Here is a 24249-nt window from a genome sequence, read left to right as displayed (position 1 = left end):
CGCAGGAGACCAGGCAGCGCCGGCCTTCTCTCCACTGCCTTCCACGCTCGCCGAGCCGCCCGGTGCGAAGACGCGAGGATCAAGGGCTTCAGACGTCAAATTGAGCGCTAAGGAAGCACCGCAGCCCGCCGAGGCAAGCGTTGTCTCTTCGAGACTTCAGCAGATCGCGAACGCAAATGCCCCACACCACGAGCTGGCGACCGAGGCCTCCGCCCCCCCTTCAACTGTCGGCGCCTCTGGAGCGGTTGCGCGCCCTCAACCTCAGCAGAACACGTCACCGATACTGAGCGTCGTGCAAAGCGATGCGCCGCAGAATGAAAAGGCCGGGGCGCCCGAGAGGTCGACCCGGCTGGAGGCCGCACCCCTCCCTTCGGGTGCCATACCCTATGCCTCACCCGCGCCCGCCCTCAAACGCATGGATCACGCACGGGCAACCTATCTCACGTCGGCAGAGTTGGGCGCGACCAAGAGCAATATGGACGCCCCCGAGCTGACCGCCACGCGGGTCCATGTCGGAGAGACAGCAGAGACATGGGCCGCGGGCTCCGCCCCTCTGATCACCGCGTCGGGTGGGTCCGGGCAGACAAGCGCGGCGGTGCCCCCCGCGCCCGCTTCTATCGCGCAGTCGATCGCCCATCAGATCGGGATTTCACTGCCACGGATGCCCGATCGACCGGTGGAGATTGCGCTTTCACCGGAGGAACTGGGCCATGTGCGCATGACCCTCCATGCGAGCCAGCATGGCATGACGGTGGCGATACAGGCTGACCGCGCGGAGACGCTCGACCTCATGCGCCGCCATATCGACACGCTCGCGCGCGAGATGCACGAGATGGGCTATGGCGCGCTCGATTTTCAGTTCAGCCAGCGCGACGAGCGTCCGCAGCAACGGCCCGACATGCTCGACGGCTTGGGCGCAGGCCCGGACCTAGACCCAATTGAGACGCCGATTGCCCCGGCCCCACGCGCGACCGCGCGCCTCGCCCCCTCGCAAAGCGGGCTCGATCTGCGGATGTAGGAGACGACCATGACCACCACTTCCCCCATCACCTCGCCTGCCACCGCCACGTCGGCCGTTACCGCCGCGGAGAATGGCACCGGCACCAAAGCCCCCTCGGCGCTGAGTTCGGATTTCGAGACCTTTCTGACGATGCTGACCGTTCAAATGAAGAACCAGGACCCGCTCAACCCGATCGAAAGCGCGGATTTCGCAGTGCAGCTCGCGACCTTTTCGGGTGTCGAGCAACAGGTGAAGACCAATGACCTTCTGACTGCTCTGTCTGGTCAGATCGGGCTCGGAGGGTTGAGCGAACTGGCGGGTTGGGTCGGGATGCAGGCGCGTGCCGAGGCGCCGAGCTACTTCGACGGCGCGACGCCCGTGGATCTCGCGCCAGCCGCGCGATCGGGTGCCGATGCCGCGGCTCTCGTGGTCACGGATTCCACCGGGCGTCAGGTCGCGCAGAAACCGATCTCGCCCGCACTCGACAGCTATGCCTGGGACGGCACAAACGACGCAGGTCAGCTACTGGGCGCAGGGCAATACAGTTTCGCACTGCAAAGCTACGCCTCAGGAAGCTTGATCGGCACCGACCCGGTCGCGGCCTACACACGCGTGACCGAGGTGCAATCAGGCGCGGACGGCGCGCTGCTGACGCTTGAAGGCGGCGCCACGATCGCCGCGGAGACGGTCAGTGCGTTGCGAGAGGGTTAAAGCAACTCACCCAGCACGACGCCGAGCAAAAGCAGGGCCGTCCCCGCAGAGATCAGCGCCGCGTAGCGCCAGCGGGTTACCGTCACGGGGGGCGGCGTCGGTTCGGTCTGTTTGCGGATCGCCGCCTTCACCAGATCGGGGAGTTCCGGCCCGAAGCGGCCCAGCACCTGCACGGTCTTGCGCAGGTCATTCGCAATGGCGCGCGGGCCGAGGCTTTCGCGGATATATTTCTCCACGACCGGCTTCGCGACTTCCCACATATTCAGAGACGGATGCAGAGAGCGCGCGACGCCCTCGACGACCACCATCGTGCGCTGCAGCAGGATCAGCTGCGTCTGGGTCTGCATCCCGAACCGCTCGGTCACCTCGAAGAGATAGGCCAGAAGCCGCGCCATCGAGATATGCGCCGCGTCCATCCCGAAGATCGGCTCGCCGACAGCGCGCAGCGCCAGAGCGAACTCGTCGACATCGCGATCGGCGGGGACGTAACCGGCCTCGAAATGCACCTCCGCCACGCGCTTATAGTCGCGCTGGATGAAGCCCATGAGAATTTCGGCATAGACCCGGCGGGTATATTCGTCGATCTGCCCCATGATCCCGAAATCATAGGCGAGAATATCGCCGTTCGCGGCCACTTTGAGATTGCCGTGATGCATGTCGGCATGGAAAAAACCGTCGCGCAGCGCATGGCTGAGAAAGAGCTGCAAGACGCGCTCGCCCGTGGCCTTGAGGTCATGGCCCGCCGCGCGCAGCCCGTCAGGGTCGCCCATCGGCAGACCCTCGGCCCAGTCGAGCACCATCACCCGCTTGGCCGAAAGGTTCCACACCGGCTGCGGCACGAGGAAGCCAGCATCGCCTTCGGTATTCGCGCCGAATTGCGAGGCCGAGGCCGCTTCCAGACGCAAGTCCAGCTCGCCCATAACGACGGATTCGAAATGCTTGATCACCTCGCTCGGGCGCAAACGACGCGAGGCGGGCGAAATCCGCTCGATCATCGCGGCGGCGAAATGGAAGGCGTCGAGATCGCGGCGGAAGGCGCGCTCGATCCCCGGACGCAGCACTTTCACCGCGACGCGCTCGCCCGTATCGGCGCGGCGCGCGGAATGGACCTGCGCGATCGAGGCGGCGGCGACAGGCTCGGAAAACTCCATGAACAGCTGATCGGCGGGCGCGCCCAGTTCTTCCTCGACCATGCGTTTGGCCACGGAAGTCTCGAAGGGCGGCAGCTTGTCCTGCAGCACGCGCAGCTGATCGGCCAGCTCCGAGCCGACCACATCGGGCCGTGTTGAGAGGACCTGACCGAACTTGATATAGGCCGGGCCCAGCGCGGTGATCGCGCGCGTTACCGGCGGCAGTTCCGGATCGCCCTTGTAGCCGAGCCACGCGAAGGGCGCGCTGATCGCATAGGCCACGGCGCGCAGCCGCGGCGGCGCTTCCATCGCTTCGAGCGCCTGATGCATCGCACCCGTGCGGATGAAGGTCGCGCCCGTCCGGATCAGGCGCCAGATATTGTGGGGTCCGCGCATCGGTTAAAGTTTCCAGCCCGAATGCAGCGCCGCGATCCCCATCGAGAGGTTCCGGTAGGAGACATTCTCGAACCCGGCCTCGCGGATCATCTGCGCGAATGTCTCCTGCGTCGGGAATTTGCGGATCGATTCCACCAGATACTGATAGCTGTCGCGGTCATTCGCGACGATCTCGCCCATCTTCGGAATCACGTTGAAGGAATAGAGATCATAGGCCTTCTGCATCATCTCGTTCGGGATCTGGCTGAATTCGAGAACCATCAACCGCCCGCCGGGCTTGAGCACCCGGTAGGCTTCCTTGAGCGCATCAGGAATGCGCGTTACGTTCCGGATGCCGAAAGAGATCGTGTAGACGTCGAAGGAATTATCCGCGAAGGGCAGTGCCATCGCATCGCCCACGACCCAGTCGAGACTGTCGGCCATGCTTTCGGCCTCGGCGCGCTTGCGGCCTTCGACCAGCATCGATTCGGTCATATCGCAGACCGTCGCGTGGCCCGAGCCTGCGCGCTTGAGGAAGCGGAAGGAGACGTCGCCCGTGCCGCCGGCCACATCGAGCAGCTTCTGACCCGGTCGCGGCGCGAGCCAATCCATCATCGCATCTTTCCAGACGCGGTGGATGCCCATGCTCATCAGGTCGTTCATGATGTCGTATTTCGATGCCACTCGCGAAAACACGCCGTGAACCATGCCTGCCTTGGCATCTTCGTCCACGGTCTGAAAACCGAAATGCGTGGTCTTTGATTGCTCTGCGCTCATGGGCCCTTGCCGTTCCTCATTTCACCCCCTTCTTATAGGGGCCCTTTGCCCCAAGACAATGCGATGAGGAGGAACAATGCCCGAATTGCCCGAGGTCGAGACGGTTCGTCGCGGGTTGGTCCCGGCCATGGAAGGCCATCGGATCGAGCGCGCCGAAGTCAATCGGCCCGACCTGCGCTGGCCCCTGCCCGAGCGGATGGCGGAGCGGTTGCAAGGTGCCCGCATCGACCGACTGCGGCGACGGTCGAAATACATCCTCGCCGATCTCGACAGCGGGGAGAGCCTGCTGATCCATCTTGGGATGTCCGGGCGAATGCTGGTGTCGGGCGTGACGCTCGGCGAATTTCACCTCGATCATCCGGCGCCTGCCAAGCACGATCACGTTGTTTTGCACATGTCCGGCGGCGGACGCGTGACCTTCAACGACGCGCGCCGTTTCGGGGCCATGGATCTGGTGCTGACCGAGCGCGAGCAGGCCCATTGGCTGCTGGCGGGGCTGGGCCCCGAACCCTTCGGCAACGACTTCCACGAAGACTATCTGGTCGAGGCGCTCAAACGGCGCGCGACGCCGATCAAATCCGCGCTGCTCGATCAGCATGTCGTGGCGGGGCTGGGCAACATCTATGTCTGTGAAGTGCTGTATCGGGCAGGTATCGATCCGCGTCGTCAGGCGAAGCGGATTTCGAACCTGCGGCTCGCCTCGCTCGTGCCGATCATCCGCGAGGTGCTGACCGAGGCGATCTCGGCCGGCGGCTCCTCCCTGCGCGACCATCGTCAGGCGGATGGGGAGCTGGGATATTTCCAGCACAGCTTCCATGTCTACGACCGCGAAGACACGCCCTGCACCACCTGCGCCACCCCGATCCGGCGCATCGTTCAATCGGGACGTTCGACCTTTTTCTGCCCGTCTTGCCAGAAATGACGCAGCGCTCCAGCCTCATAAGACGCTTGATCTGATTTGATGCTCTGCTAGGAGTCCCGTTCAGAGACAAGGAAAGGCAAGACCGAATGGCCTACCAGACCCTGATCGTCGAGATCGAGGATTACGTTGCCCTGATCCGGCTCAACCGCCCCGACGCACTGAACGCCCTGAACTCCCAATTGCTGGGAGAACTGGCCGAGGCGCTGAAATCGGCGGAAGAGAATGACAAGGTGCGTTGCATCGTCATCACCGGTTCGGAAAAGGCCTTCGCGGCTGGCGCAGACATCAAGGAAATGTCGGAAAAGAGCTTCGTGGACATGTTCACGAGCGACTTCTTCGGCAAGGAAGCGGATGCCATCAACCGCATCCGCAAACCGATCATCGCTGCAGTGGCGGGCTACGCGCTCGGCGGCGGCTGTGAACTGGCGATGATGTGCGATTTCATCATCTGCGCGGAGAACGCCAAGTTCGGCCAGCCCGAGATCAATCTCGGCGTGATTGCCGGGATCGGCGGCACCCAGCGCCTGACGCGCTTCGTGGGCAAGTCCAAGGCGATGGACATGCACCTCACGGGCCGCTTCATGGATGCGGGCGAGGCCGAACGGTCGGGACTCGTCAGCCGGGTCGTCCCGAACGCCAAGCTGATCCCGGAGACGATGGCCGCGGCGCAGAAGATCGCCGAGAAGTCGATGCTCGCCACTCGCGCCGCGAAAGAAGCGGTCAACCGCTCCTACGAGACGACGATGAACGAGGGCATCCTGTTCGAGCGTCGTCTGTTCCACGGGCTGTTTGCGACCGACGACCAGAAGGAGGGCATGGCCGCCTTCCTCGAAAAGCGCGAGCCGCAATTCCGCGACAAGTGAGCCCTTTCGGGCCACCAACGCGAGAGCAGATGGCGGGGCTTCGGCCCCGCTTTTCATTATTCCCTTTCCCTTTCACGCATTTTGGCTTATGAGGCCGCCTCACATGCGCGTGGAGCCCGCTTAGGCTAGAATCATCTAGGTTCGCTGGAGCCCGGGGTCTGTCGTGCGATTGAAAGATTTGAACAGACCCGGAAAGTGGGAAGATACACATGGCTAACACGCCCCAGTCCAAGAAACGCGCCCGTCAGAACGAGCGCCGCCAAGACGTCAACAAAGCACGTCGTTCGCGCATCCGTACCTTCATCCGCAAAGTCGAAGAAGCCATCACTTCGGGCGACTACGAAGCGGCAACCAACGCTCTGCGCGCGGCTCAGCCCGAACTGGCTCGCGGCGTCACCAAAGGCATTCTGCACAAGAACACCGCATCGCGCAAAGTCTCGCGCCTCGCTTCGCGCGTGAAGGCCCTCAAAGCCTGATCTGCGTCCCGGAGCGAACTGGCTCGGGAATACGCTGGATTCCTTAAGAAAAACGCGTCTGCCTATCTGGCAGGCGCGTTTTTTCTTGGACAATCAACGCCTTGACACAAAACTGTTGCAGTTTTGCGCAGCCCCCTCAGATTCGTTTCGGGGAATCTCACGTCAAGCGCAAAGGTCGGTTGCCTGCGGGCTCACCAGCTTGCTAGCTTCTACCTGCGATTCACGTCGCCTTGGGGGACATGACGCATTTATCTGGCCGTCGAGGGCAAATAAGTCTGCCACGACAAATGAAAAAGCCTGGCGGCGACCAGCGAAATGCGATTCCGATTCTCGAGGGGGTATAACCCCTCACTTTCGGCAACTCTGCCTGACACCGGGTTTTAGCCCCGGCAGGTAGGTCGTGTCTGTTTGTATTCGAGTTTGGCCTGCCAGCCGGACTCACCGCAAAGCCAAGGGACGAAGACGCACCTGATTTGTGTTTGGCGATGGGCGGAAAAATGACGGACGACACTTGGGGGCAGGTCTGCAATGAGCTTCAAAAAGCTGTTGGGCAAAACAACTACACGACCTGGATCGCTCCTCTCGAGCTGATCGACCTCGAGGACGGTATCGCCTCGTTTCAAGCACCGACGAAATTCATGTGCGACTGGGTCTCGCGCAACTTCGCGGAACCGATCCTGAGCGAATTGCGCCGGGCGGGCGTCTCCGCCGAGCGCGTCAACATCTCGGTCCCGTCGCGCCGACCGATGAACGGCACGGCGAATGGCGCCACGCGCCCGACGGTTCCGGCCCCTGCCCCGGCCGCTCCTGTCGCCAAGCCGCGCAAGACCCCGCGCCCCGACGAACCGCTTCCCGGCGCGCCGCTGGATTCGCGCTTCACCTTCGACAGCTTCGTCGTCGGCAAGCCGAACGAGCTGGCCCATGCCGCCGCCAAGCGCGTCGCCGAAGGCGGCCCCGTCACCTTCAACCCGCTGTTCCTCTATGGCGGCGTCGGCCTTGGTAAGACGCACCTCATGCACGCCATCGCGCATGACCTGCAGCATCAGCGCCCCGATCTGCGCGTGCTCTACCTCTCGGCCGAGCAGTTCATGTATCGCTTCGTGCAGGCGCTGCGCGAAAAGCAGATCATGGACTTCAAAGAGATGTTCCGCTCGATCGACGTTCTCATGGTCGATGACGTGCAGTTCATCGCGGGCAAGGATTCGACGCAGGAAGAGTTCTTCCACACGTTCAACGCGCTGGTCGATCAGGGCAAACAGATCGTCATTTCGGCGGATCGTGCGCCCGGTGAGATCAAGGACCTCGAAGAGCGCATCAAGTCGCGCCTGTCCTGCGGCCTCGTCGTCGACCTGCACCCGACCGATTACGAACTGCGCCTTGGCATTCTGCAGACCAAGACCGAAGCCTATAAGAGCGAGTATCCCGATCTGAAGATCGCCCCCGGCGTTCTGGAATTCGTGGCGCACCGGATCACGTCGAACGTGCGTATCCTCGAAGGTGCGCTGACCCGTCTGTTTGCCTATGGCTCGCTGATCGGGCGCGAAATCACGATGGATCTGGCGCAGGAATGCCTCAAGGACCAGCTGCGCCAATCCGAGCGTAAGGTCACCGTCGAGGAAATCCAGCGCAAGGTAGCGGAACATTACAACGTCCGCCTCTCGGATCTCGTGGGCCCCAAACGCCTGCGCGCCATCGCACGGCCGCGTCAGGTGGCGATGTTCCTCGCGAAATCGCTGACCACCCGTTCGCTTCCCGATATCGGGCGCCGCTTCGGTGGGCGCGATCACACCACGATCATGCATGGCATCCGTAAGATCGAAGAGCTGCGCGGCACGGATTCGCAGCTCGCCGAAGATATCGAGTTGCTCCGCCGCCTCCTTGAAAGCTGATCTGGCCCGCTGGGCTTGACGCTCCGGGCAAAGCGACCGAATGTCTGCGAAAACCGTTGTGCCGGTGGCGCGAGGTGCTACCTTGCCAGCCCCGGAAAGTCGTGAGGGATCGACATGAAATTCAGCATCGAACGCGCCGCTCTGCTCAAGGCCGTCTCGCAAGCGCAATCCGTTGTGGAACGCCGCAACACGATCCCGATCCTTGCAAACGTCCTGATCGAAGCCGAAGGCGACACCGTCCAGTTCCGCGCGACCGACCTCGATATCGAGGTGGTCGACAAGGCGCCCGCGCAGGTCGAACAGGCCGGGGCCACGACCGTCTCGGCAGTCATGCTGCATGAAATCGTGCGCAAACTGCCCGATGGCGCGCTGGTCTCGATCTCGGACGACCCGACCGCCGGGCGTCTGAACGTGCAGGCCGGCCGGTCGAGCTTCAACCTCGCCACGCTGCCGAAGGAAGACTTCCCGGTGATGGCCTCCTCGGAATACACCGCGAATTTCACGGCCAAGGCCGGGGTGCTCAAGCGCCTGTTCGACAAGTCGAAATTCGCGATCTCGACCGAAGAGACCCGCTATTATCTCAACGGCGTCTATATGCATATCGCGACCGGCGAAGACGGTCAGGTGCTGCGCTGCGTCGCAACCGACGGTCACCGTTTGGCGCGTATCGATTCCGGCCTACCGGAAGGCGCCTCGGGCATGCCCGGCGTGATCGTACCGCGCAAAACGGTGAACGAGCTTCGCAAGCTGCTGGAAGATGACGATCAGGAAATCGCGGTCTCAGTGTCGGAAACCAAGGTCCGTTTCGCGACCCCGGTGATCACGCTGACCTCGAAGGTCATCGACGGCACCTTCCCCGATTACACCCGCGTCATCCCGACCGGAAACACCCGCCAGCTGGAAGTCGACGCGTCCGAATTCGCGAAAGCGGTGGACCGTGTGGCGACCGTCTCGTCGGAGCGTTCGCGCGCAGTAAAACTGGCGCTGGAAGCCGACAAGCTGGTGCTGTCGGTCAACGCGCCCGACGCCGGTGCTGCGGAAGAAGAGCTGGTCGTGGCCTATGCCGACGAGCCGCTGGAGATCGGTTTCAACGCGAAATACCTGCTCGAAATCGCGAGCCAGGTCGATCGCGAGAACGCCGTCTTCCTGTTCAATTCCTCGGGCGATCCGACCCTGATGCGCGAAGGTGGCGACACCTCGGCGGTCTATGTGGTCATGCCGATGCGCGTGTGACATCTGCCGGGAGCCTCCGGCGGGGATATTTTGACCAACACGAAGAGGCGCGATGCTGCGTGAACTGAAGATATTGCAGTTCCGCTCGCATCGCCGTGCCGAGATTGCGCTCGATGGTCGGCCCGTGGCGATCTACGGGCCGAACGGCGCGGGCAAAACGAATATCCTCGAGGCAGTCTCCCTGCTCTCGCCCGGGCGCGGGTTGCGCCGGGCGCAGGCCGATGAGTTGATGCGCCGCGCCGAGGCCGTGGGCTGGAAGCTGCGCGCCGTCACCGACACCCATGAAATCGAGACCTCCGCCCTGCCCGGCGAGTCCCGCCGCGTCGAGATCGACGGCAAGGCGGCGCCGCAGGTGGCGCTGGCGCAGATCCTGCGCGTGCTCTGGCTGGTGCCCTCGATGGACCGGCTCTGGATCGAGGGCGCCGAAGGGCGCAGGCGGTTTCTCGACCGGATGGTGATGAGCTTCACCCCCGCCCATGCCGAGGTGACGCTGGCCTATGAAAAGGCGATGCGCGAGCGTAACCGCTTGCTGAAAGACATGGTGCGCGACCCGAACTGGTATCACGCGCTGGAGGCGCAGATTGCCGAGGCTGGCGCTGCGATCCGGGCGAACCGGGCCGAGGCCCTAACGCGGATCATGCAGGCGCAGGCCGATGCGGCGACCGCGTTTCCCGCTGCGCATCTGGTGCTCGAGAATGAAGGCCCCGAGAATTTGGCCGCAGCGCTCGACGCCAACCGCCCCCGCGACATGTCGGCGGGCCGCACGCTGGAGGGACCGCACCGTGCCGATCTGCTGGCCACTTACGTCGAAAAGGACGCCCCCGCCGCGCAATGCTCCACCGGGGAGCAGAAGGCGCTTCTGATCTCGCTGATCCTCGCGAATGCGCGGGCGCTTGCGGGCGAGGATGTGGTGCTTTTGCTCGACGAGGTCGCGGCCCATCTGGACTCCGGCCGGCGCGCGGCGCTTTATGACGAAATCTGCGCAATGGGCGCGCAGGTGATGATGACCGGGACCGGCGCGGAACTGTTCGAGGCGCTTGGATCTCGCGGTCAATATCTTGAAGTGATCGAGGGGCCGCAGGGCTCCGAGGTGAGGGAGGTGACGCCATGAGCTATCCGCAGCAACGCGTGACGCTGATCACGCTGGGCGTGGCCGATCTCGACCAATCCAAGGCCTTCTACGCAGCCCTCGGCTGGGAGCCCCATGCCGAGCAGGACGACGTCGCCTTCTACCAGCTCCACGGGATGGCGCTGAGCCTGTTCTCTCTGCCCGCGCTCGCCGCCGATCAGGGACGCACCCGCGCGCGGCTGGGCACCGGAGCGATGACGCTGGCGCAGAACTTCGACAGCCCCGAGGCGGTGGACGCCGCCTTCGCCGCCGCGCTCGAAGCGGGCGCATCCGCGTTGAAAGCTCCGGAAAAGACCTTCTGGGGTGGCTATGCGGGCTATTACGCCGATCCCGACCACCACGTCTGGGAACTCGCCCATAATCCTTTCTGGCCGCTGGCCGACGACGGAAGCCTCACCCTGCCATGACCCTCACGCTCTCGCAGATTGCGCTCTATTCCGGCGCGCTTCTGGTTCTCTTCCTCACCCCTGGGCCGGTCTGGCTCGCCCTTCTCGCCCGCGCCATGTCGGGCGGGTTTGCCGCCGCCTGGCCGCTCGCCTTCGGGGTCACCGTGGGCGATATGATCTGGCCCGCGCTCGCCATCCTCGGCGTGTCGTGGCTGGTGGGCGAATTCAGTTGGTTCCTCGACGCCCTGCGCTGGGTCGCGGTCGCGATGTTCGTCGGGATGGGCGCGCTCCTGATCCGCCATGCCGACCATCAGATCAGCTCCGACAGCCGCCTGACGCGCCCCGGCATGTGGGCGGGCTTCGTCGCCGGGCTCATCGTGATCATCGGCAATCCCAAGGCGATCCTGTTCTACATGGGCATCCTGCCGGGCTTCTTCCCGATCGCCACGATGACCTGGATCGACATCGCCCTCGTGAGCCTGATCTCGGCCATCGTGCCGCTGACCGGCAACCTGATCCTCGCCGCCTTCGTCGACCGCATCCGCAACTTCGTTCAAAGCCGCGGCAAGCTGGCAAAGCTGAACCGGATCGCGGGCGGGCTGATGATCCTTGTAGGCCTTCTTATCGCCGTGACGTGACCCCCTAAATCTTGTGTCTGACACGTGACATTCCTCTGCCCAGCCGATATAAAACCGGCAACAGATAAAGGACGGGCAGGCATGACCGACGACACCCCGAAGAAGAACGCATACGGCGCCGATTCCATCAAAGTTCTCAAAGGCTTGGAAGCCGTGAGAAAACGGCCCGGCATGTATATCGGCGATACCGATGACGGCTCGGGCCTGCACCACATGGTCTATGAGGTCGTCGACAACGGGATCGACGAGGCCTTGGCGGGTCACGCGGACTACGTTGCCGTGAAAATTCACGCGGATTCTTCGGTCTCCGTGCGCGACAACGGGCGCGGGATTCCGGTCGATATTCACGCCGAGGAAGGCGTCTCCGCGGCCGAGGTCATCATGACCCAGCTGCACGCGGGCGGGAAGTTCAACAACACCGACGACGACGGCAACGCCTATAAGGTGTCGGGCGGTCTGCACGGCGTGGGCGTCTCGGTGGTGAACGCGCTGTCGGACTGGCTGGAACTGACGGTCTGGCGCGACGGCAAGATTCACAAGGCGCGCTTCGAGCATGGCGAATGCGTCGAGCATGTGCATGTCGTGGGCGACGCCCCGAACGAGAGCGGCACCGAGGTGCGCTTCCTCGCGTCGAGCAAGGAAGACGATCCCGAGGGCACGTTCTCGAACCGTGAGTTCGTCTTCGCCACGCTGGAAAAGCGTCTTCGCGAACTGGCCTTCCTGAACTCCGGCGTCCGCATCATCATCGAAGACGAGCGCCCTGCCGAGCCGATCAAGACCGAACTGCACTACGAAGGCGGCGTTCGGGAATTTGTGAAATATCTGGATCGCTCGAAAAACGCCGTGATGGAGGATCCGATCTACATGGTCGGCGAGGTCCGCGGCATCGGCGTCGAATGCGCGATGTGGTGGAACGACAGCTACCATGAGACGGTGCTGCCCTTCACCAACAACATCCCGCAGCGCGACGGCGGCACCCATATGGCGGGCCTGCGCGGCGCGCTCACCCGCACGATCACCAAATACGCGCAGGAAAGCGGTATCGCCAAGCGCGAGAAGGTCGACTTCACCGGTGACGACGCGCGCGAAGGCCTGACCTGCGTGCTCTCGGTGAAAGTGCCCGATCCGAAATTCTCCAGCCAGACCAAGGACAAGCTGGTCTCCTCCGAGGTCCGCCCGGCGGTCGAGAACCTCGTGAACGAGAAGCTCGCCGAATGGTTCGAGGAGAACCCGAACGAGGCCAAGCAGATCGTCGGCAAGATCATCGAGGCTGCACTGGCGCGTGAGGCTGCCCGCAAGGCGCGCGAACTCACGCGCCGCAAGACGGTGATGGATGTGGCCTCCCTGCCCGGCAAGCTCGCCGACTGTCAGGAGAAAGACCCGTCGCTGTCGGAAGTCTTCCTCGTCGAGGGTGACTCCGCAGGCGGTTCGGCCAAGCAGGGCCGCGAACGTAAGAACCAGGCGGTGCTGCCGCTGCGCGGTAAGATCCTCAACGTCGAGCGTGCGCGCTTCGACCGGATGCTCGGCTCGGATCAGATCGGCACGCTGATCACCGCGCTCGGCACCGGGATCGGCCGCGACGAGTTCAACATCGACAAACTGCGCTACCACAAGATCGTCATCATGACCGATGCGGACGTCGACGGTGCGCACATCCGGACGCTGCTGCTGACCTTCTTCTTCCGCCAGATGCCCGAGATCATCGAGCACGGCTATCTCTACATCGCGCAGCCGCCGCTCTACAAAGTCGCGCGCGGCAAGTCCGAGGTTTATCTGAAGGACCAGACCGCGCTGGAGGATTACCTGATCGACATGGGTGTCGAAGGGGCGATTCTGCGTCTCAACACCGGCGAGGAAATCTCCGGCCAGGATCTCAAGCGCGTCGTTGAAGAGGCCCGCCTGATCAAGCGCATCCTCGCGACTTTCCCGACCCATTACCCGCATCACATCCTCGAGCAGGCGGCGATCGCGGGCGCAATGGTGCCGGGCAAGATCGACGGCGATGCGCAGGGCGTCGCGAACTCGGTGGCCGAGCGTCTCGACCTCGTCGCGCTGGAATACGAGCGCGGCTGGCAGGGCCGCCCGACGCAGGATCACGGCATCCGCCTCGCCCGCGTTCTGCGCGGCGTGGAAGAGGTCCGCACGCTCGACGGCGCGGTGCTGCGGTCGGGCGAGGCACGTCGTCTCGGCAGCCAGACGGACCAGCTCAAGGAGGTCTATGACCGCCCGGCGAAACTGGTGCGCAAAGAGCGCGAAATCCTCATCCACGGCCCGCTCGAACTGCTCGACGCGATCCTCAAGGAGGGCGAAAAGGGCCTGAGCCTGCAGCGCTACAAGGGTCTGGGCGAGATGAACCCCGAGCAGCTTTGGGAAACCACGCTCGACCCGTCCGCACGCACGCTCCTGCAGGTCCGCATCGAAGACGTGGCCGAGGCCGAGGACATCTTCTCGAAGCTGATGGGCGACGTCGTCGAACCCCGCCGCGAGTTCATCCAGCAAAACGCCCTCACGGTGGAAAACCTCGACTTCTGAGGCTCTGCTGTAGGGCAGCGCATAATGCTTCGCGCTGCCCATAAGTTTTCGCGAAACGCCCATTAGGCTTCGTTTCTGGCATTTCGGCCTACAAGGCGGGCACGAGAGATTCTCGTCTTCTGATCAGTCTCTTTTGAAGGATTTCAGGCCCAGTTTCGGTTCCTGAGCAACAGGTTGGCTTCACCCTGGGAGGACACTCTGTTTGGCGCTTACTCTGTAAGAGATTCGATCGGCAGTTATTGATCTCGGCGCGACAAAGGGCGTATTCCGTTGAAAAACTCGCGCTTGATTGCTGGGCGTGGCGCTGATTCAATTCCGACATCAGGTGGGAGGATTGGCGATGATGGGACCGAAGCAGGAAGCTCAGCCAGCGCTGTTCTACGAGTTTTCGCTGGAGGATCATGTTCCGCAAGATCACCTGCTTCGATCCATCGACCGGTTCGTCGACCTGAGCGGCATCCGTGCTCATCTTGCGGATTTCTACAGCCACACGGGCCGTCCGTCTGTCGACCCCGAACTGCTGATCCGCATGCTCCTGGTCGGCTATTGCTCCGGCATCCGGTCCGAGCGGCGCCTCTGCGAAGAGGTGCATCTGAACTTGGCGTATCGCTGGTTCTGCCGCCTCGACCTTGCTGACCGGGTGCCGGATCACTCCACCTTTTCGAAGAACCGCCATGGCCGGTTTCGTGACAGCGAGCTGCTACGCCACCTGTTCGAGATGACGGTCGCACGCTGCATCGAGGAAGGCCTGGTGAGCGGGCAGCGCATGGCGGTCGATGCCAGCCTGATCGAGGCGGAGGCGAACAAGCAGAACTCGACGCCGAAGGAAGAGTGGGACGCCTCGCAAATCGATCCGACGGATGCGCCCCGCGCCGTTCGCGAGTATCTTGAGACGCTGGACGAGGCCGCCTTCGGTGCCGCCAGCGAGGTCCAGCCCAAGTTCACCTCGCATTCCGACCCGGCCAGCCAGTGGACGGCAGCGCGCAAGGGTCCGGCATTCTTTAGCTATTCAGACAACTACCTGATCGACACGGATCACGGCGTCATTGTGGATGTCGAGGCGACGCGGTCGGTCCGGCAGGCGGAGGTCGGCTCGACACGCACCATGCTGGACCGGGTGAAGGCCAAGTTCGATTTGCATCCCGAACGCCTGATCGCGGATACCGCCTATGGCACCGGGCCGATGCTGGGTTGGCTGGTAGAGCGCAAGATCGCGCCGCACATCCCCGTCTTGGACAAGTCGGGCCGTAACGATGGCACCTGGACCCGGGCCGACTTCGAGTGGGACGCCGAAAACAATCAATACATCTGCCCAGAGGGCCAGACGCTGAAGCAGTTCCGCCGGAACTATTCCGACCCGAACAGAGGACCGACCGGCAAGGGCGTCGCCAAATACCGCGGCTTGAAGCACATCTGTCAGGCCTGCCCTTCGAAGCAGCGCTGCTGCCCGAACATGGACTTCCGGTCCATCACCCGCGAGGAACACGAAGACGCCCGCCAGGTCGCCAGGGACATCGCAAAGACCAGGCAATACGAGATCTCGATGAATCTCCGGAAGAAGGTCGAGATGCTCTTCGCGCACCTCAAACGCATCCTTGGCCTCGGACGCCTCCGACTACGTGGCCCGTGCGGCGCAAATGACGAATTTCTCCTCGCCGCAACCGCCCAGAACCTCAGGAAGCTGGCAAAGATCCTTCCCGCACCGCAGCAACCGCGAAAAGCCTTATAGGAAAGGCAGTCGCACATCACGAAAGCTTCCAATTTCTGCAATCGCGAACGGGTGTTTTTCCACAGAATCGGCGGGAAGCGGTCGTTCGCTGCGCAAGAGCCCAAGGTCCAGGCATGCGAGATTGACTGGAGAGCGAGTGTCGACTTTGGCCAACTGGGAACGGCCATACGGCCAGGCTCCGCAGAACTGTCGCCGACACTCATCATATCCGGGTTTCACTGACCAGACGCAGGCCCAGATGCGCGGGCGGGCTTCCGACAGCGCAGCCGCCGCGCGCGGGGTCGCGGACGAGGAACGGGATCGCTGCGACATGCTCGCCACCTGCGAAGAAGGCCGCGCATTTCTTCGGATCGACGGGGCCGCCGCCCTCCCCGCCATAACAATCCTGCGTCCATTCCCAGACCGAGCCGTCGAGATCCACGATCCCCTCGGCGCTGGTCGAGAAGCTGCCCCGCGGCGAGAGCTTGCGCGGCGCGAGACCGCTCGTGAGGTAGGTCGAAGCCCAAGTCAGATCGGGATCGGTGAAGATCTGATCCTCCTTCTCGGGCAGCACGTCCTTGGCCATGAACTGCCATTCGGCAATCGTCGGCAGACGGAAGTCGTGGCGCGCCTTGCGATTGATCCAGCCGAGATATTGCTCGACATCGACATGGCTCAGCCCGGTCGCAGGGGTGGCCTCCGTCTCGCTTCCGGGCGGAGCGCGCAAGGCAAGCTCGCAGGCGCCGTCCGCGTGGCAACGATTCCACTCCGCAACCGTCACTTCGTATTTCTGAACGTAGATTGCGTGGCCGTCAGGCAAGCTAACCGCTCGCTCGGCCATCTGCGGCACGTAATTGAAATCGGGGCCGCGCAGGAAACCCCACGCGACCCCGAGGGCGATGATCGCCGCCCCCGCCGCAAGCACCTTCCGAAGGGAAAGACGGGGCGCGAGGAAAGCGAGTCTGGCGATCATCTCCGGTCTCCCTGCCTCAGGTTTCCACCACATGGGGCGGCGTCACCTGCTCCATCAGGGCGTTGTCCCATGCGCCGTCCACCACGAAGTGGGCCGTGGCACCCAGTAGGGCCGCCTCGATCAGGTTGTGGTTGACGTAGGCGTAGACGCCCGGCTGCAGGAAGGTATACATCGCGGCCCCCGCGCTGCCGCCGCGGATGAACCAGGTCTCCTGATCCTTCTGCGGAGGGTTGGCGAATTTGCCGTTCTCCCAGACATGGTCGCCATGACCGCCGATCAGGTGCGGACGGCTGTCGCGGTTGGCCTGATTGTGAACCATCAGAACCGTGTCGCCGACCTTGGCCTTGAAGGCGTTCTCGCCCGTCAGCGCGCCGACCGAACCGTTGAAGACCGAGTGGGTCGGCGTGAGCGTCCGCATCGCCTCGACGCTGTCGGCGAAGTCCTCGCCGGCGACCTCGTAGGTCTTGTAATCGCCGTTCTCGTCCATCGGCAGGTAGAAGTCCTGCTCGCCGATATAGGCGATCGTGTCGTAGCGCAGCGGATTGCCCTCGGCATCCTTGAGCCCGTCACGCGGCAGCACCATCAGCGTGCCGTTCATGCCGTGGGTGACGTGGTAGGGGATCATCGCCCCACCCGGCGCGCAGTGATAGGTGAACACGCCCGGTCGCGTCGCCTTGAAGCGCAGCACCGTTTCCTCGCCGGGATAGACGTGGGTCAGACCGCCGCCGCCAAGAGCGCCCGAGGAGGCGTGGAAGTCGATATTGTGCTCCATCTGCGAGGCGGCGGGGTTGCTCAGGGTCAGTTCGACATAGTCGTCCTGATGCACGATGATCAGCGGGCCGGGGACCGAGCCGTTATAGGTCAGCGCCCAGATGCTGGCGCCGGTATCCTCGTCCACCGTCAGCAGGACCTCGCGGGTCTCCATCCGGATCTCGACGATCTTCGGGCCACCGGTCGCGACCTGCTCGTGCTTGGGCGCGAAGGGCGGTGCGACAAGCTCCTGCCGGACGCGGGTATAGCCAGACAGGTCCACCTTGGGCGCGGCCACCTGCGCCTCGGCTTCGGCGAGGATGAATTTCGGCGCGGCAGGGCGCGGCGCGACATGGGGTGCCATACGCTTCGACGCGGTTCCGGCCATCCCGGCCCCCGCGGTCATCGCCGCGGCGCCTGCCAGAAGAGAGCCGCGCAGCACGTTGCGGCGGTTGGTTTTCACGAGAGCTGGATTGACATATTTCGGCATTTTAGCCTCCACTGGTTAAACGTAGCAGGAAGTTGTCGCGCGTTTCCTGCCGCGGACGCTCACAGCGCGCCCAATTCCTCTTCAAAGCGTTCCTTGGCTTTCTTCGGCACGCGGCCTTCGAAGAAATTGTCGGGGGTGGTTGCGTCGCCCACCGCGATCACCATCACCATGCCCATCGCGTAATGCGGCTTGCAGCGCACGGCGTAGAGCCCCTCGGTGTCGAGCGTCACTTCGACCTCTTTGTTGACCTTGCCGGCGAAGCCCTCGGCCCCGTCCGGGATCATCCCGTCGATGCTTTCGGCGTTGTGCCCCTTGTCGGTCGGGATGAAGCGGATCGTATCGCCGGGAGCGGCTTTCACGAGGGCGGGTTCGAAGACCATTACGCCCTTCTCGCCCTTGTTGAGCATGTGGACTTCGTGGGTCTCGGCGCTCGCCACCCCGCCCAGAAGGGCGGTCATCGCGAGGGCGGAAATCAGGGTGCGGATCATCTTTTCGTCCTTTCGTGGATCCTTGGATTGCACCCTGTCTAACGAGGTTCGGCCCGCGGCTTTTTGTTCTGGCGCAAACTTCTTGGCGCTTTCTCACAACGTCGCGAGAATTTTTGACGGCGCGCTCGCGACCGCGTGATGTTTGATATTGAACGCGTCGGGAGGCCTATGCTTAGAGAGGGCATGAGCGCGCCTATTCCCCGCAAGACGATGCCCAGGCTCGATGAGAGCCTGCTGACGCCGATGCCGCCTTTCTCCCGACTGGAGAAGCGGCAGATCCGCGAGATTCTCGACCTCGCCAGCGTGCGCCGCTTCGACGAGGGCGTGGCGGTCTTCGAGGAAGGCGCTCCGGCAGAGCGGTTCTACATGCTGCTCGACGGCTATATCCGGGTGATGCGGATCACGCCCACGGGCGAGCAGGTGATCGCGCTGCATATCCCTTCGGGGCAGCTCTTCGGGATCGCGCAGGCGCTTGGGCGCACGACCTATCCCGCGACCTCAGTCACCTCCTCGGAGGCGATCGTGCTCGGCTGGCCGATGCGGCTCTGGGATCAGTTCGTGGCGCAATATGACGGCTTCGCTTCCGAGACCTACAAGACCGTCGGCCAGCGCATCGGCGAGATGAACAATCGCATCGTCGAGATGGCGACCCAGCAGGTCGAGCAGCGGGTGGCCAATTCGCTCCTGCGCCTGATCAATCAGACCGGGCGCAAGGTGGAGACCGGGATCGAGATCGACTTCCCGATCACCCGGCAGGATCTCTCGGAAACGACCGCGACCACGCTGCACACGGTCTCGCGGCTGATGAGCGCGTGGGAAAAGCAGGGTGTGGTCGCCAGCCGCCGCAAGCGGATCACCGTCACCGATCCACACCGTCTGGTGCTGATTTGCCGGGGCGAGGCTCCGCCGTCTCGATAGATGCCGCGATAGCCGCGTCCAGTTCGGCGATGAAGTCGTCGAGATCCAGCCGATACTCGGTGCAGGCATCGTCGATCGTGTGGAACGGGTTCACGAGGCAGCCCACGCAGAGCATCTTGTGACGCATGAATACCTCGATCGTGGCAGGCCAGTCGCGCATCAGCGCGTCGAGCGTGGCATCGGGGTTTTTCCAGCTGGCTTTTGACATGGCGGGACCTCTCTGCCGACCAAGCTAATCCCGGCAATCCAGTCAAACGTTGTGCTGGCGCAAACTTCCCAACTGCGAACGCCGCTATCCCTCGGGCCATCGATTGACCCCCAAGGGAGGCCCAAATGGCTGAAATCCTGACCAAGTCGCGGGCGCGAAACATCTTTTACGGAGGATCCATTTTCTTCGTGCTGGTGTTCATCGCACTGACCGCGCAGAGCCACTTCTATATCGTGAACCACTCCACCGCCTCCGCCCCGCTGACCGAACAGGTCGCGCGCGGCAAGGGCGTCTGGGAACGCAATTCCTGCATCAACTGCCACACCCTGCATGGCGAAGGCGCCTATTTCGCGCCCGAGGTCGGCAACGTGATGACCCGCTGGGGCGTCGCGGACGACCCGCAGGGCGCTTACGAGACGCTCGACGCCTGGATCGCGGCGCAGCCCTCCGGCATCGAGGGCCGCCGCCAGATGCCGCATTTCGACATCAACGAAGAGGACATGCGCGCGCTCGCGGAATTCCTCCGCTGGGCCGATCACACCGACACGCAGGGCTGGCCGCCCAATGATGCGGGCTGAGGAGAGAGACCGATGAAATACCAATCCCAATCTGTGGCGAAAGCCTATTTCTACTGCGCGATGCTGCTGTTCGGCGTGCAGGTTCTGGGCGGTCTTCTGGCCGGCTGGATCTACGTCTCGCCCAACACGCTGTCCGAGGTCCTGCCCTTCAACGTGATCCGGATGATCCACACCAATGCGCTGATCGTCTGGCTGTTGCTGGGCTTCTTCGGTGCGGCCTATTTTCTCGTGCCCGAGGAAAGCGAGCGCGAGATCTTCTCGGTCAAGCTCGCCTATCTGCAACTCGCGATCCTGATGATCGGGACGCTGGGCGCGGTCGGCTCCTATCTCGTCGGGATCCATGGTGGGCGCGAGTTCCTCGAACAGCCCCTCTGGGTGAAGTTCGGCATCCTCGTCGCCGCCGTGATCTTCCTGATCAACATCTCGCTGACGGTGCTGGCGGGACGCAAGACCGCGATCACCAATGTGCTGCTGATGGGCCTTTGGCTGCTGTGCCTGCTGTGGATTTTCGCCTTCATCAATCCCGACAACCTATCACTCGACAAGATGTACTGGTGGATGGTCGTGCACCTCTGGGTCGAGGCGACGTGGGAGCTGGTAATGGCCGCGATCCTCGGCTTCCTGATGCTCAAGCTGACCGGCGTCGACCGCGAGGTGGTCGAGAAATGGCTCTATGTCATCGTCGCCACCGCGCTGTTCTCCGGCATCCTCGGCACCGGGCACCACTTCTACTGGATCGGCACGCCGGGCTACTGGCAATGGGTGGGCTCCATCTTCTCGACCTTCGAGGTGATCCCGTTCTTCCTGATGATGTCCTTCGCCTTCGTGATGGTCTGGAAGGGCCGCAAGAACCACCCCAACAAGGCAGCACTCCTGTGGTCGCTGGGCTCATCGACCGTGGCCTTCTTCGGCGCAGGCGTCTGGGGCTTCCTGCACACGCTTCACGGGGTGAACTTCTACTCCCACGGCACGCAGATCACCGCCGCGCACGGCCACCTCGCCTTCTACGGGGCCTATGTCGCGCTCAACCTCGCGGTCTTCACCTATGCGATGCCGATGCTGCGCGGGCGCGATCCCTACAACCAAGTGCTCAACATGGGGGCGTTCTGGCTGATGACCGGGGGCATGGCCTTCATGACCTTCGTGCTGACCTTCGCAGGCACGATCCAGACCCACATGCAGCGGGTTGTGGGCGACTACTACATGGATGTGCAAGACAGCCTGTCGATCTTCTACCTGATGCGCTTCGGCGCAGGGGCGGCGGTCGTGCTCGGGGCGCTTCTGTTCATCTACTCCCTCGTCGTGGTGCGTCGGCGTGAAGTCATCGCACCCGGTCCCGCAACCCCCGTGGCAGGAGAATGACGATGTCCCTCGACATGACCAACGACCGCATCCCCTACTACCACCCCACCGGTCGCGAATGCGCCCTGTTCGAGCGCGCCCATGACAACGGTTTGCCCCTTCTTCTGAAGGGGCCGACCGGCTGCGGCAAAACCCGCTTCGTCGAGCATATGGCGGCGCGGCTGAACAAGCCGGTCTACACCGTCGCCTGCCATGACGACCTCTCGGCAGCGGACCTGATCGGGCGTTACCTGCTCAAGGGCGGCGAGACCGAATGGGTCGACGGGCCGCTCACCCGCGCGGTGCGCGAAGGGGCGATCTGCTATCTCGACGAGGTGGTGGAGGCGCGCAAGGACGTCACCGTGGTGCTGCACCCGCTCACCGACTCGCGCCGCCGTCTGATCATCGACCGCACCGGCGAGGAGCTGGTGGCCCCCGAAGGCTTCATGCTCGTGGCCTCCTACAACCCAGGCTATCAGAGCGTGCTCAAACGGCTCAAACCCTCGACCCGACAGCGGTTCCTCTCGATCGCCTTCGACTTCCCCGAACCCGAGGCGGAGACCCGCGTGATCACCGCCGAGACCGGCCTGCCGGTCGCGCAGGTGGTGCCGCTGGTGCGCCTCGCCGGGCATATCCGCAAGCTCTCGGGCATGGATCTGGAGGAAGGCGTCTCGACCCGGCTTCTGGTCTATGCCGCGCGGCTGATCGGCGCGGGCATCGCGATCGAAGAGGCGCTGGAGACCGCCGTGGTTCAGGCGCTCAGCGACGAGCCGGATGTGCAGCAGGCGCTGCGCGACCTGATCGCCACGATCTACGGCTGAGGAGCACGTCATGAGACTGATGGACCTGATGGAGCCCGAGGAAACCGTGGGCGAGATCTGGCACGATCTGGCCAAGGATATCGGGCAGGACGATCGCCATCCCGACGCCGCGGTGGAGCTGGCTGCGCTGCGCCCCTCGCTCGCGCTGCTGCTGCGCGCGCTTGGTGGTGGCGCGGATGTCGAGATCGTCGAGGCCCCGGTCACGCCGGTCCGTCACCGCCAACCCGCCCGGCGCCGCCTTGGCGCCGGGCGCGAGACAGAGCGCGTCGCGCGCTTCGACGGCGCGCGGCTGCGCCTGCCGCCGGTGATGGATGTCTTCCCCCGGTCTGATCTCAACCGTGCCGCCTATTTCTGGCTGACGGCGCTGGCGGCGCTCAGCCGCGACGCGATGCCCGAGCTTCCAGAGACCGACGGCCCGGCGATGGATTGCGCGCAGATCCGCGCCAATGCGCGGGCCTGCGATCTGACCTATCGCCGCTGCATCGGGCTGCGCGCGCCCTACCGCGAGATGGCGGCGCTCACCCTCGCAGGTCGACGCCGATTGTCGCGCCCGGCGGCAGAGGCCGCGCTGGAAGCGGCGCTTTGCGACCAGCTCTCGGCCGACGGCACCCGCGCCCCGCTGCCCGAGACGGCGGAGAGCGCGCGCGGTTACATGCCGCTCGCCCCGGTGCCGATCTGGCTGCGATTTGCTCCGAATACCGCAGGCCGCAGCGCCGCCTCGGAAGAGGCCGATGCCCCGGCCTCCGCCCCGACCGCGCTGGCCAGCACGCAGCGCAAGCATGGCGAACGCCGCGATCTCGATCAGGCGCGCCGCCGCGACAGCTTCATCATCCACCGCTTCGAGTCGATCCTGTCCTGGGTCGAAGCGCTCAACGTCAATCGCTCGGTCGACGACGATGACGAGGAGAACGCCGCCAAGGCCGCCGAGGATCAGGACCAGATCACCCTGACCCGCCACGACCGCAAAGCCGCGACGCGGCTGCGGCTGCATCTCGACCTCTCGCCCGCCGAGGCGGAGCACGAGGCGCTGGCAGGCGAGCATGTCTACCCCGAATGGAACCACCGTAGCCGCGCCTATATGGAGGGCCATTGCCGGGTGCTCGATGCGCCCGCCCGGCCCGAGGCCAAGCAAACCTTCCGCGCCGATCCGCGCTATATCCGCGCCGTGCGCCGCCAGTTCGAGGCGCTGCAACCGCGCCGCATCCTGCGCCCGCGCCAGATCGACGGGACCGAGCTGGATCTCGACGCAGTCATCGCCAGTCGCGCCGATCTCGCCGCGACCGGGCGGGGCAGCGACCGGATCTGGCAGAGCCTGCGCAAGGTCGAGCGCGACCTCGCCGTCGCCTTCCTGATCGACACCTCGCGCTCCACCGAGGCCGCGATCGGCGAAAGCTGCGTGATCGACATCGCACGCGAGGCGATGTCCGCGCTGGCCGAGGGGCTGGATGCGGCAGGCGATCGCTTCGCGATCTGGGGTTTCTCTTCACTGAAGCGCGACCGGGTTTTTCTGACACGGGTGAAAGGCTTCGAGGCGCCGATGGCGCCGCCGATCCACAGCAATATCGCGGCGCTGCGCCCGGGCCATTACACGCGCCTCGGCACCGCGATCCGCCACGTCTCGGCGCAGCTCGCGCAGGAGAGCGCGAGCCGCAAGCTGCTGATCGTGCTGACCGACGGCAAGCCCAACGATCTGGACCACTACGAAGGCCAGCACGGCATCGAGGACAGCCACATGGCCGTGCGCGAAGCCCGCCGCGCGGGCCAGAGCCTGCACGGCGTCATCATCGACGAGGACGGGCAGGACTGGTTCGCACGGATCTTCGGGCGCGGCGGCTTCACCCTGCTGCCCCGGCCCGAGCGGCTGCTGCGCGCCCTGCCCGACATTTACCGCTCGCTCACACAGGAGACCTGAC

Annotated in this window: 23 protein-coding genes; 17 read left to right on the top strand and 6 right to left on the bottom strand. The window is 64.0% G+C overall.

Features of this window, described 5'->3' with window-relative positions:
• Positions 1–475: 475 nt before the first annotated feature.
• Complete coding sequence (gene fliK, locus ACZ7GB_RS15590; RefSeq protein ID WP_472159414.1) at positions 476–1018, top strand: flagellar hook-length control protein FliK; 543 nt, start codon at positions 476–478, stop codon at positions 1016–1018.
• A gap of 9 nt (positions 1019–1027) precedes the next feature.
• A complete protein-coding gene (locus ACZ7GB_RS15585; protein WP_078571139.1) occupies positions 1028–1711 on the top strand; it encodes a flagellar hook capping FlgD N-terminal domain-containing protein in 684 nt (227 codons plus the stop codon).
• Here ACZ7GB_RS15585 and ubiB read toward each other — a convergent pair.
• Positions 1708–3237 carry a 2-polyprenylphenol 6-hydroxylase gene (gene ubiB, locus ACZ7GB_RS15580; RefSeq protein WP_472159412.1) on the bottom strand — a complete coding sequence of 510 codons (1530 nt, stop codon included), beginning with the start codon at positions 3235–3237 and terminating at the stop codon, positions 1708–1710. The two genes, ACZ7GB_RS15585 and ubiB, sit on opposite strands and share 4 nt — an antisense overlap.
• Positions 3238–3240: 3 nt before the next feature.
• Positions 3241–3993, bottom strand: coding sequence for a bifunctional demethylmenaquinone methyltransferase/2-methoxy-6-polyprenyl-1,4-benzoquinol methylase UbiE (gene ubiE, locus ACZ7GB_RS15575; RefSeq protein WP_152845469.1), 753 nt, complete (start codon positions 3991–3993; stop codon positions 3241–3243).
• 76 nt (positions 3994–4069) lie between these two features.
• On the opposite strand from ubiE, the gene mutM reads away from it, so the two are divergent.
• The 10 genes from mutM to ACZ7GB_RS15525 all read left to right on the top strand — a co-directional run bounded on the left by mutM (position 4070) and on the right by ACZ7GB_RS15525 (position 15790).
• A complete protein-coding gene (mutM, locus tag ACZ7GB_RS15570) occupies positions 4070–4915 on the top strand; it encodes a bifunctional DNA-formamidopyrimidine glycosylase/DNA-(apurinic or apyrimidinic site) lyase (RefSeq protein WP_472159410.1) in 846 nt (281 codons plus the stop codon).
• An 86-nt stretch (positions 4916–5001) separates the two neighbouring features.
• Positions 5002–5778, top strand: a complete 777-nt coding sequence (locus ACZ7GB_RS15565; RefSeq protein WP_075776776.1) for an enoyl-CoA hydratase — start codon at positions 5002–5004, stop codon at positions 5776–5778.
• Positions 5779–5987: 209 nt separating this feature from the next.
• A complete protein-coding gene (gene rpsT / locus ACZ7GB_RS15560; RefSeq protein WP_472159408.1) occupies positions 5988–6254 on the top strand; it encodes a 30S ribosomal protein S20 in 267 nt (88 codons plus the stop codon).
• Positions 6255–6751: 497 nt separating this feature from the next.
• Positions 6752–8143 (top strand): chromosomal replication initiator protein DnaA, encoded by a 1392-nt coding sequence (gene dnaA / locus ACZ7GB_RS15555; protein ID WP_078605126.1) that lies wholly within the window; start codon positions 6752–6754, stop codon positions 8141–8143.
• Between the two features lie 114 nt (positions 8144–8257).
• A complete protein-coding gene (gene dnaN, locus ACZ7GB_RS15550; RefSeq protein WP_078605046.1) occupies positions 8258–9376 on the top strand; it encodes a DNA polymerase III subunit beta in 1119 nt (372 codons plus the stop codon).
• Between the two features lie 52 nt (positions 9377–9428).
• Positions 9429–10487 (top strand): DNA replication/repair protein RecF, encoded by a 1059-nt coding sequence (recF, locus tag ACZ7GB_RS15545; protein WP_472159406.1) that lies wholly within the window; start codon positions 9429–9431, stop codon positions 10485–10487.
• Positions 10484–10912 carry a VOC family protein gene (locus tag ACZ7GB_RS15540; protein ID WP_472159405.1) on the top strand — a complete coding sequence of 143 codons (429 nt, stop codon included), beginning with the start codon at positions 10484–10486 and terminating at the stop codon, positions 10910–10912. The genes recF and ACZ7GB_RS15540 overlap by 4 nt, the downstream gene beginning before the upstream one ends.
• Positions 10909–11529 (top strand): LysE family translocator, encoded by a 621-nt coding sequence (locus tag ACZ7GB_RS15535; protein WP_274962005.1) that lies wholly within the window; start codon positions 10909–10911, stop codon positions 11527–11529. The genes ACZ7GB_RS15540 and ACZ7GB_RS15535 overlap by 4 nt, the downstream gene beginning before the upstream one ends.
• An 81-nt stretch (positions 11530–11610) precedes the next feature.
• A complete protein-coding gene (gyrB, locus tag ACZ7GB_RS15530) occupies positions 11611–14061 on the top strand; it encodes a DNA topoisomerase (ATP-hydrolyzing) subunit B (RefSeq protein ID WP_078549568.1) in 2451 nt (816 codons plus the stop codon).
• Between the two features lie 340 nt (positions 14062–14401).
• Entirely contained in the window at positions 14402–15790 is a 1389-nt protein-coding gene (locus tag ACZ7GB_RS15525; RefSeq protein ID WP_472159379.1) for an IS1182 family transposase, read from the top strand.
• A gap of 202 nt (positions 15791–15992) precedes the next feature.
• Here ACZ7GB_RS15525 and ACZ7GB_RS15520 read toward each other — a convergent pair whose 3' ends face one another.
• Genes ACZ7GB_RS15520 through ACZ7GB_RS15510 form a run of 3 tightly spaced genes read right to left on the bottom strand, consistent with a single transcriptional unit; the run spans position 15993 to position 18470 of the window.
• Positions 15993–16742: a formylglycine-generating enzyme family protein gene (locus tag ACZ7GB_RS15520; RefSeq protein ID WP_472159403.1), complete on the bottom strand. Its 750-nt coding sequence runs from the start codon at positions 16740–16742 to the stop codon at positions 15993–15995.
• 16 nt (positions 16743–16758) lie between these two features.
• Positions 16759–17982 carry a copper-containing nitrite reductase gene (nirK, locus tag ACZ7GB_RS15515; RefSeq protein WP_078549572.1) on the bottom strand — a complete coding sequence of 408 codons (1224 nt, stop codon included), beginning with the start codon at positions 17980–17982 and terminating at the stop codon, positions 16759–16761.
• A gap of 59 nt (positions 17983–18041) precedes the next feature.
• Complete coding sequence (locus tag ACZ7GB_RS15510; protein ID WP_472159402.1) at positions 18042–18470, bottom strand: pseudoazurin; 429 nt, start codon at positions 18468–18470, stop codon at positions 18042–18044.
• Positions 18471–18680: 210 nt separating this feature from the next.
• On the opposite strand from ACZ7GB_RS15510, the gene ACZ7GB_RS15505 reads away from it, so the two are divergent.
• On the top strand, positions 18681–19388 hold the full coding sequence (locus ACZ7GB_RS15505) for a Crp/Fnr family transcriptional regulator (RefSeq protein WP_472159567.1): 708 nt from the start codon (positions 18681–18683) through the stop codon (positions 19386–19388).
• On the opposite strand, the gene ACZ7GB_RS15500 is transcribed toward ACZ7GB_RS15505, so the two are convergent.
• The gene (locus ACZ7GB_RS15500) at positions 19330–19596 is read right to left on the bottom strand and encodes a DUF1858 domain-containing protein (RefSeq protein WP_472159401.1); all 267 of its coding nucleotides are present in this window, start codon (positions 19594–19596) and stop codon (positions 19330–19332) included. The two genes, ACZ7GB_RS15505 and ACZ7GB_RS15500, sit on opposite strands and share 59 nt — an antisense overlap.
• A 125-nt stretch (positions 19597–19721) precedes the next feature.
• Between ACZ7GB_RS15500 and ACZ7GB_RS15495 the strand changes: the two genes are divergently transcribed.
• Genes ACZ7GB_RS15495 through ACZ7GB_RS15480 form a run of 4 tightly spaced genes read left to right on the top strand, consistent with a single transcriptional unit; the run spans position 19722 to position 24248 of the window.
• On the top strand, positions 19722–20174 hold the full coding sequence (locus tag ACZ7GB_RS15495) for a c-type cytochrome (RefSeq protein ID WP_472159399.1): 453 nt from the start codon (positions 19722–19724) through the stop codon (positions 20172–20174).
• Positions 20175–20186: 12 nt separating this feature from the next.
• Complete coding sequence (locus ACZ7GB_RS15490; protein ID WP_347432093.1) at positions 20187–21536, top strand: cbb3-type cytochrome c oxidase subunit I; 1350 nt, start codon at positions 20187–20189, stop codon at positions 21534–21536.
• Positions 21533–22336, top strand: a complete 804-nt coding sequence (locus ACZ7GB_RS15485) for a CbbQ/NirQ/NorQ/GpvN family protein (protein WP_371326881.1) — start codon at positions 21533–21535, stop codon at positions 22334–22336. The genes ACZ7GB_RS15490 and ACZ7GB_RS15485 overlap by 4 nt, the downstream gene beginning before the upstream one ends.
• A 10-nt stretch (positions 22337–22346) precedes the next feature.
• Positions 22347–24248, top strand: a complete 1902-nt coding sequence (locus ACZ7GB_RS15480) for a nitric oxide reductase activation protein NorD (protein WP_472159397.1) — start codon at positions 22347–22349, stop codon at positions 24246–24248.
• The last annotated feature ends 1 nt before the right edge of the window (position 24249 follow it).

The organism is Thioclava sp. PTB-PU3-1 (assembly GCF_055666785.1).
The sequence above is the reverse complement of the archived record's forward strand: the minus strand, read 5'-3'. Positions and strand labels throughout refer to the sequence as shown.

Coding starts and splice junctions, on each gene's coding strand:
- fliK (WP_472159414.1), top strand. CDS start 476: ATGGACGCCCCCGAGCTGACCGCCACGCGGGTCCATGTCGGAGAGACA.
- ACZ7GB_RS15585 (WP_078571139.1), top strand. CDS start 1,028: ATGACCACCACTTCCCCCATCACCTCGCCTGCCACCGCCACGTCGGCC.
- ubiB (WP_472159412.1), bottom strand. CDS start 3,237: ATGCGCGGACCCCACAATATCTGGCGCCTGATCCGGACGGGCGCGACC.
- ubiE (WP_152845469.1), bottom strand. CDS start 3,993: ATGAGCGCAGAGCAATCAAAGACCACGCATTTCGGTTTTCAGACCGTG.
- mutM (WP_472159410.1), top strand. CDS start 4,070: ATGCCCGAATTGCCCGAGGTCGAGACGGTTCGTCGCGGGTTGGTCCCG.
- ACZ7GB_RS15565 (WP_075776776.1), top strand. CDS start 5,002: ATGGCCTACCAGACCCTGATCGTCGAGATCGAGGATTACGTTGCCCTG.
- rpsT (WP_472159408.1), top strand. CDS start 5,988: ATGGCTAACACGCCCCAGTCCAAGAAACGCGCCCGTCAGAACGAGCGC.
- dnaA (WP_078605126.1), top strand. CDS start 6,752: ATGACGGACGACACTTGGGGGCAGGTCTGCAATGAGCTTCAAAAAGCT.
- dnaN (WP_078605046.1), top strand. CDS start 8,258: ATGAAATTCAGCATCGAACGCGCCGCTCTGCTCAAGGCCGTCTCGCAA.
- recF (WP_472159406.1), top strand. CDS start 9,429: ATGCTGCGTGAACTGAAGATATTGCAGTTCCGCTCGCATCGCCGTGCC.
- ACZ7GB_RS15540 (WP_472159405.1), top strand. CDS start 10,484: ATGAGCTATCCGCAGCAACGCGTGACGCTGATCACGCTGGGCGTGGCC.
- ACZ7GB_RS15535 (WP_274962005.1), top strand. CDS start 10,909: ATGACCCTCACGCTCTCGCAGATTGCGCTCTATTCCGGCGCGCTTCTG.
- gyrB (WP_078549568.1), top strand. CDS start 11,611: ATGACCGACGACACCCCGAAGAAGAACGCATACGGCGCCGATTCCATC.
- ACZ7GB_RS15525 (WP_472159379.1), top strand. CDS start 14,402: ATGATGGGACCGAAGCAGGAAGCTCAGCCAGCGCTGTTCTACGAGTTT.
- ACZ7GB_RS15520 (WP_472159403.1), bottom strand. CDS start 16,742: ATGATCGCCAGACTCGCTTTCCTCGCGCCCCGTCTTTCCCTTCGGAAG.
- nirK (WP_078549572.1), bottom strand. CDS start 17,982: ATGCCGAAATATGTCAATCCAGCTCTCGTGAAAACCAACCGCCGCAAC.
- ACZ7GB_RS15510 (WP_472159402.1), bottom strand. CDS start 18,470: ATGATCCGCACCCTGATTTCCGCCCTCGCGATGACCGCCCTTCTGGGC.
- ACZ7GB_RS15505 (WP_472159567.1), top strand. CDS start 18,681: ATGCCCAGGCTCGATGAGAGCCTGCTGACGCCGATGCCGCCTTTCTCC.
- ACZ7GB_RS15500 (WP_472159401.1), bottom strand. CDS start 19,596: ATGTCAAAAGCCAGCTGGAAAAACCCCGATGCCACGCTCGACGCGCTG.
- ACZ7GB_RS15495 (WP_472159399.1), top strand. CDS start 19,722: ATGGCTGAAATCCTGACCAAGTCGCGGGCGCGAAACATCTTTTACGGA.
- ACZ7GB_RS15490 (WP_347432093.1), top strand. CDS start 20,187: ATGAAATACCAATCCCAATCTGTGGCGAAAGCCTATTTCTACTGCGCG.
- ACZ7GB_RS15485 (WP_371326881.1), top strand. CDS start 21,533: ATGACGATGTCCCTCGACATGACCAACGACCGCATCCCCTACTACCAC.
- ACZ7GB_RS15480 (WP_472159397.1), top strand. CDS start 22,347: ATGAGACTGATGGACCTGATGGAGCCCGAGGAAACCGTGGGCGAGATC.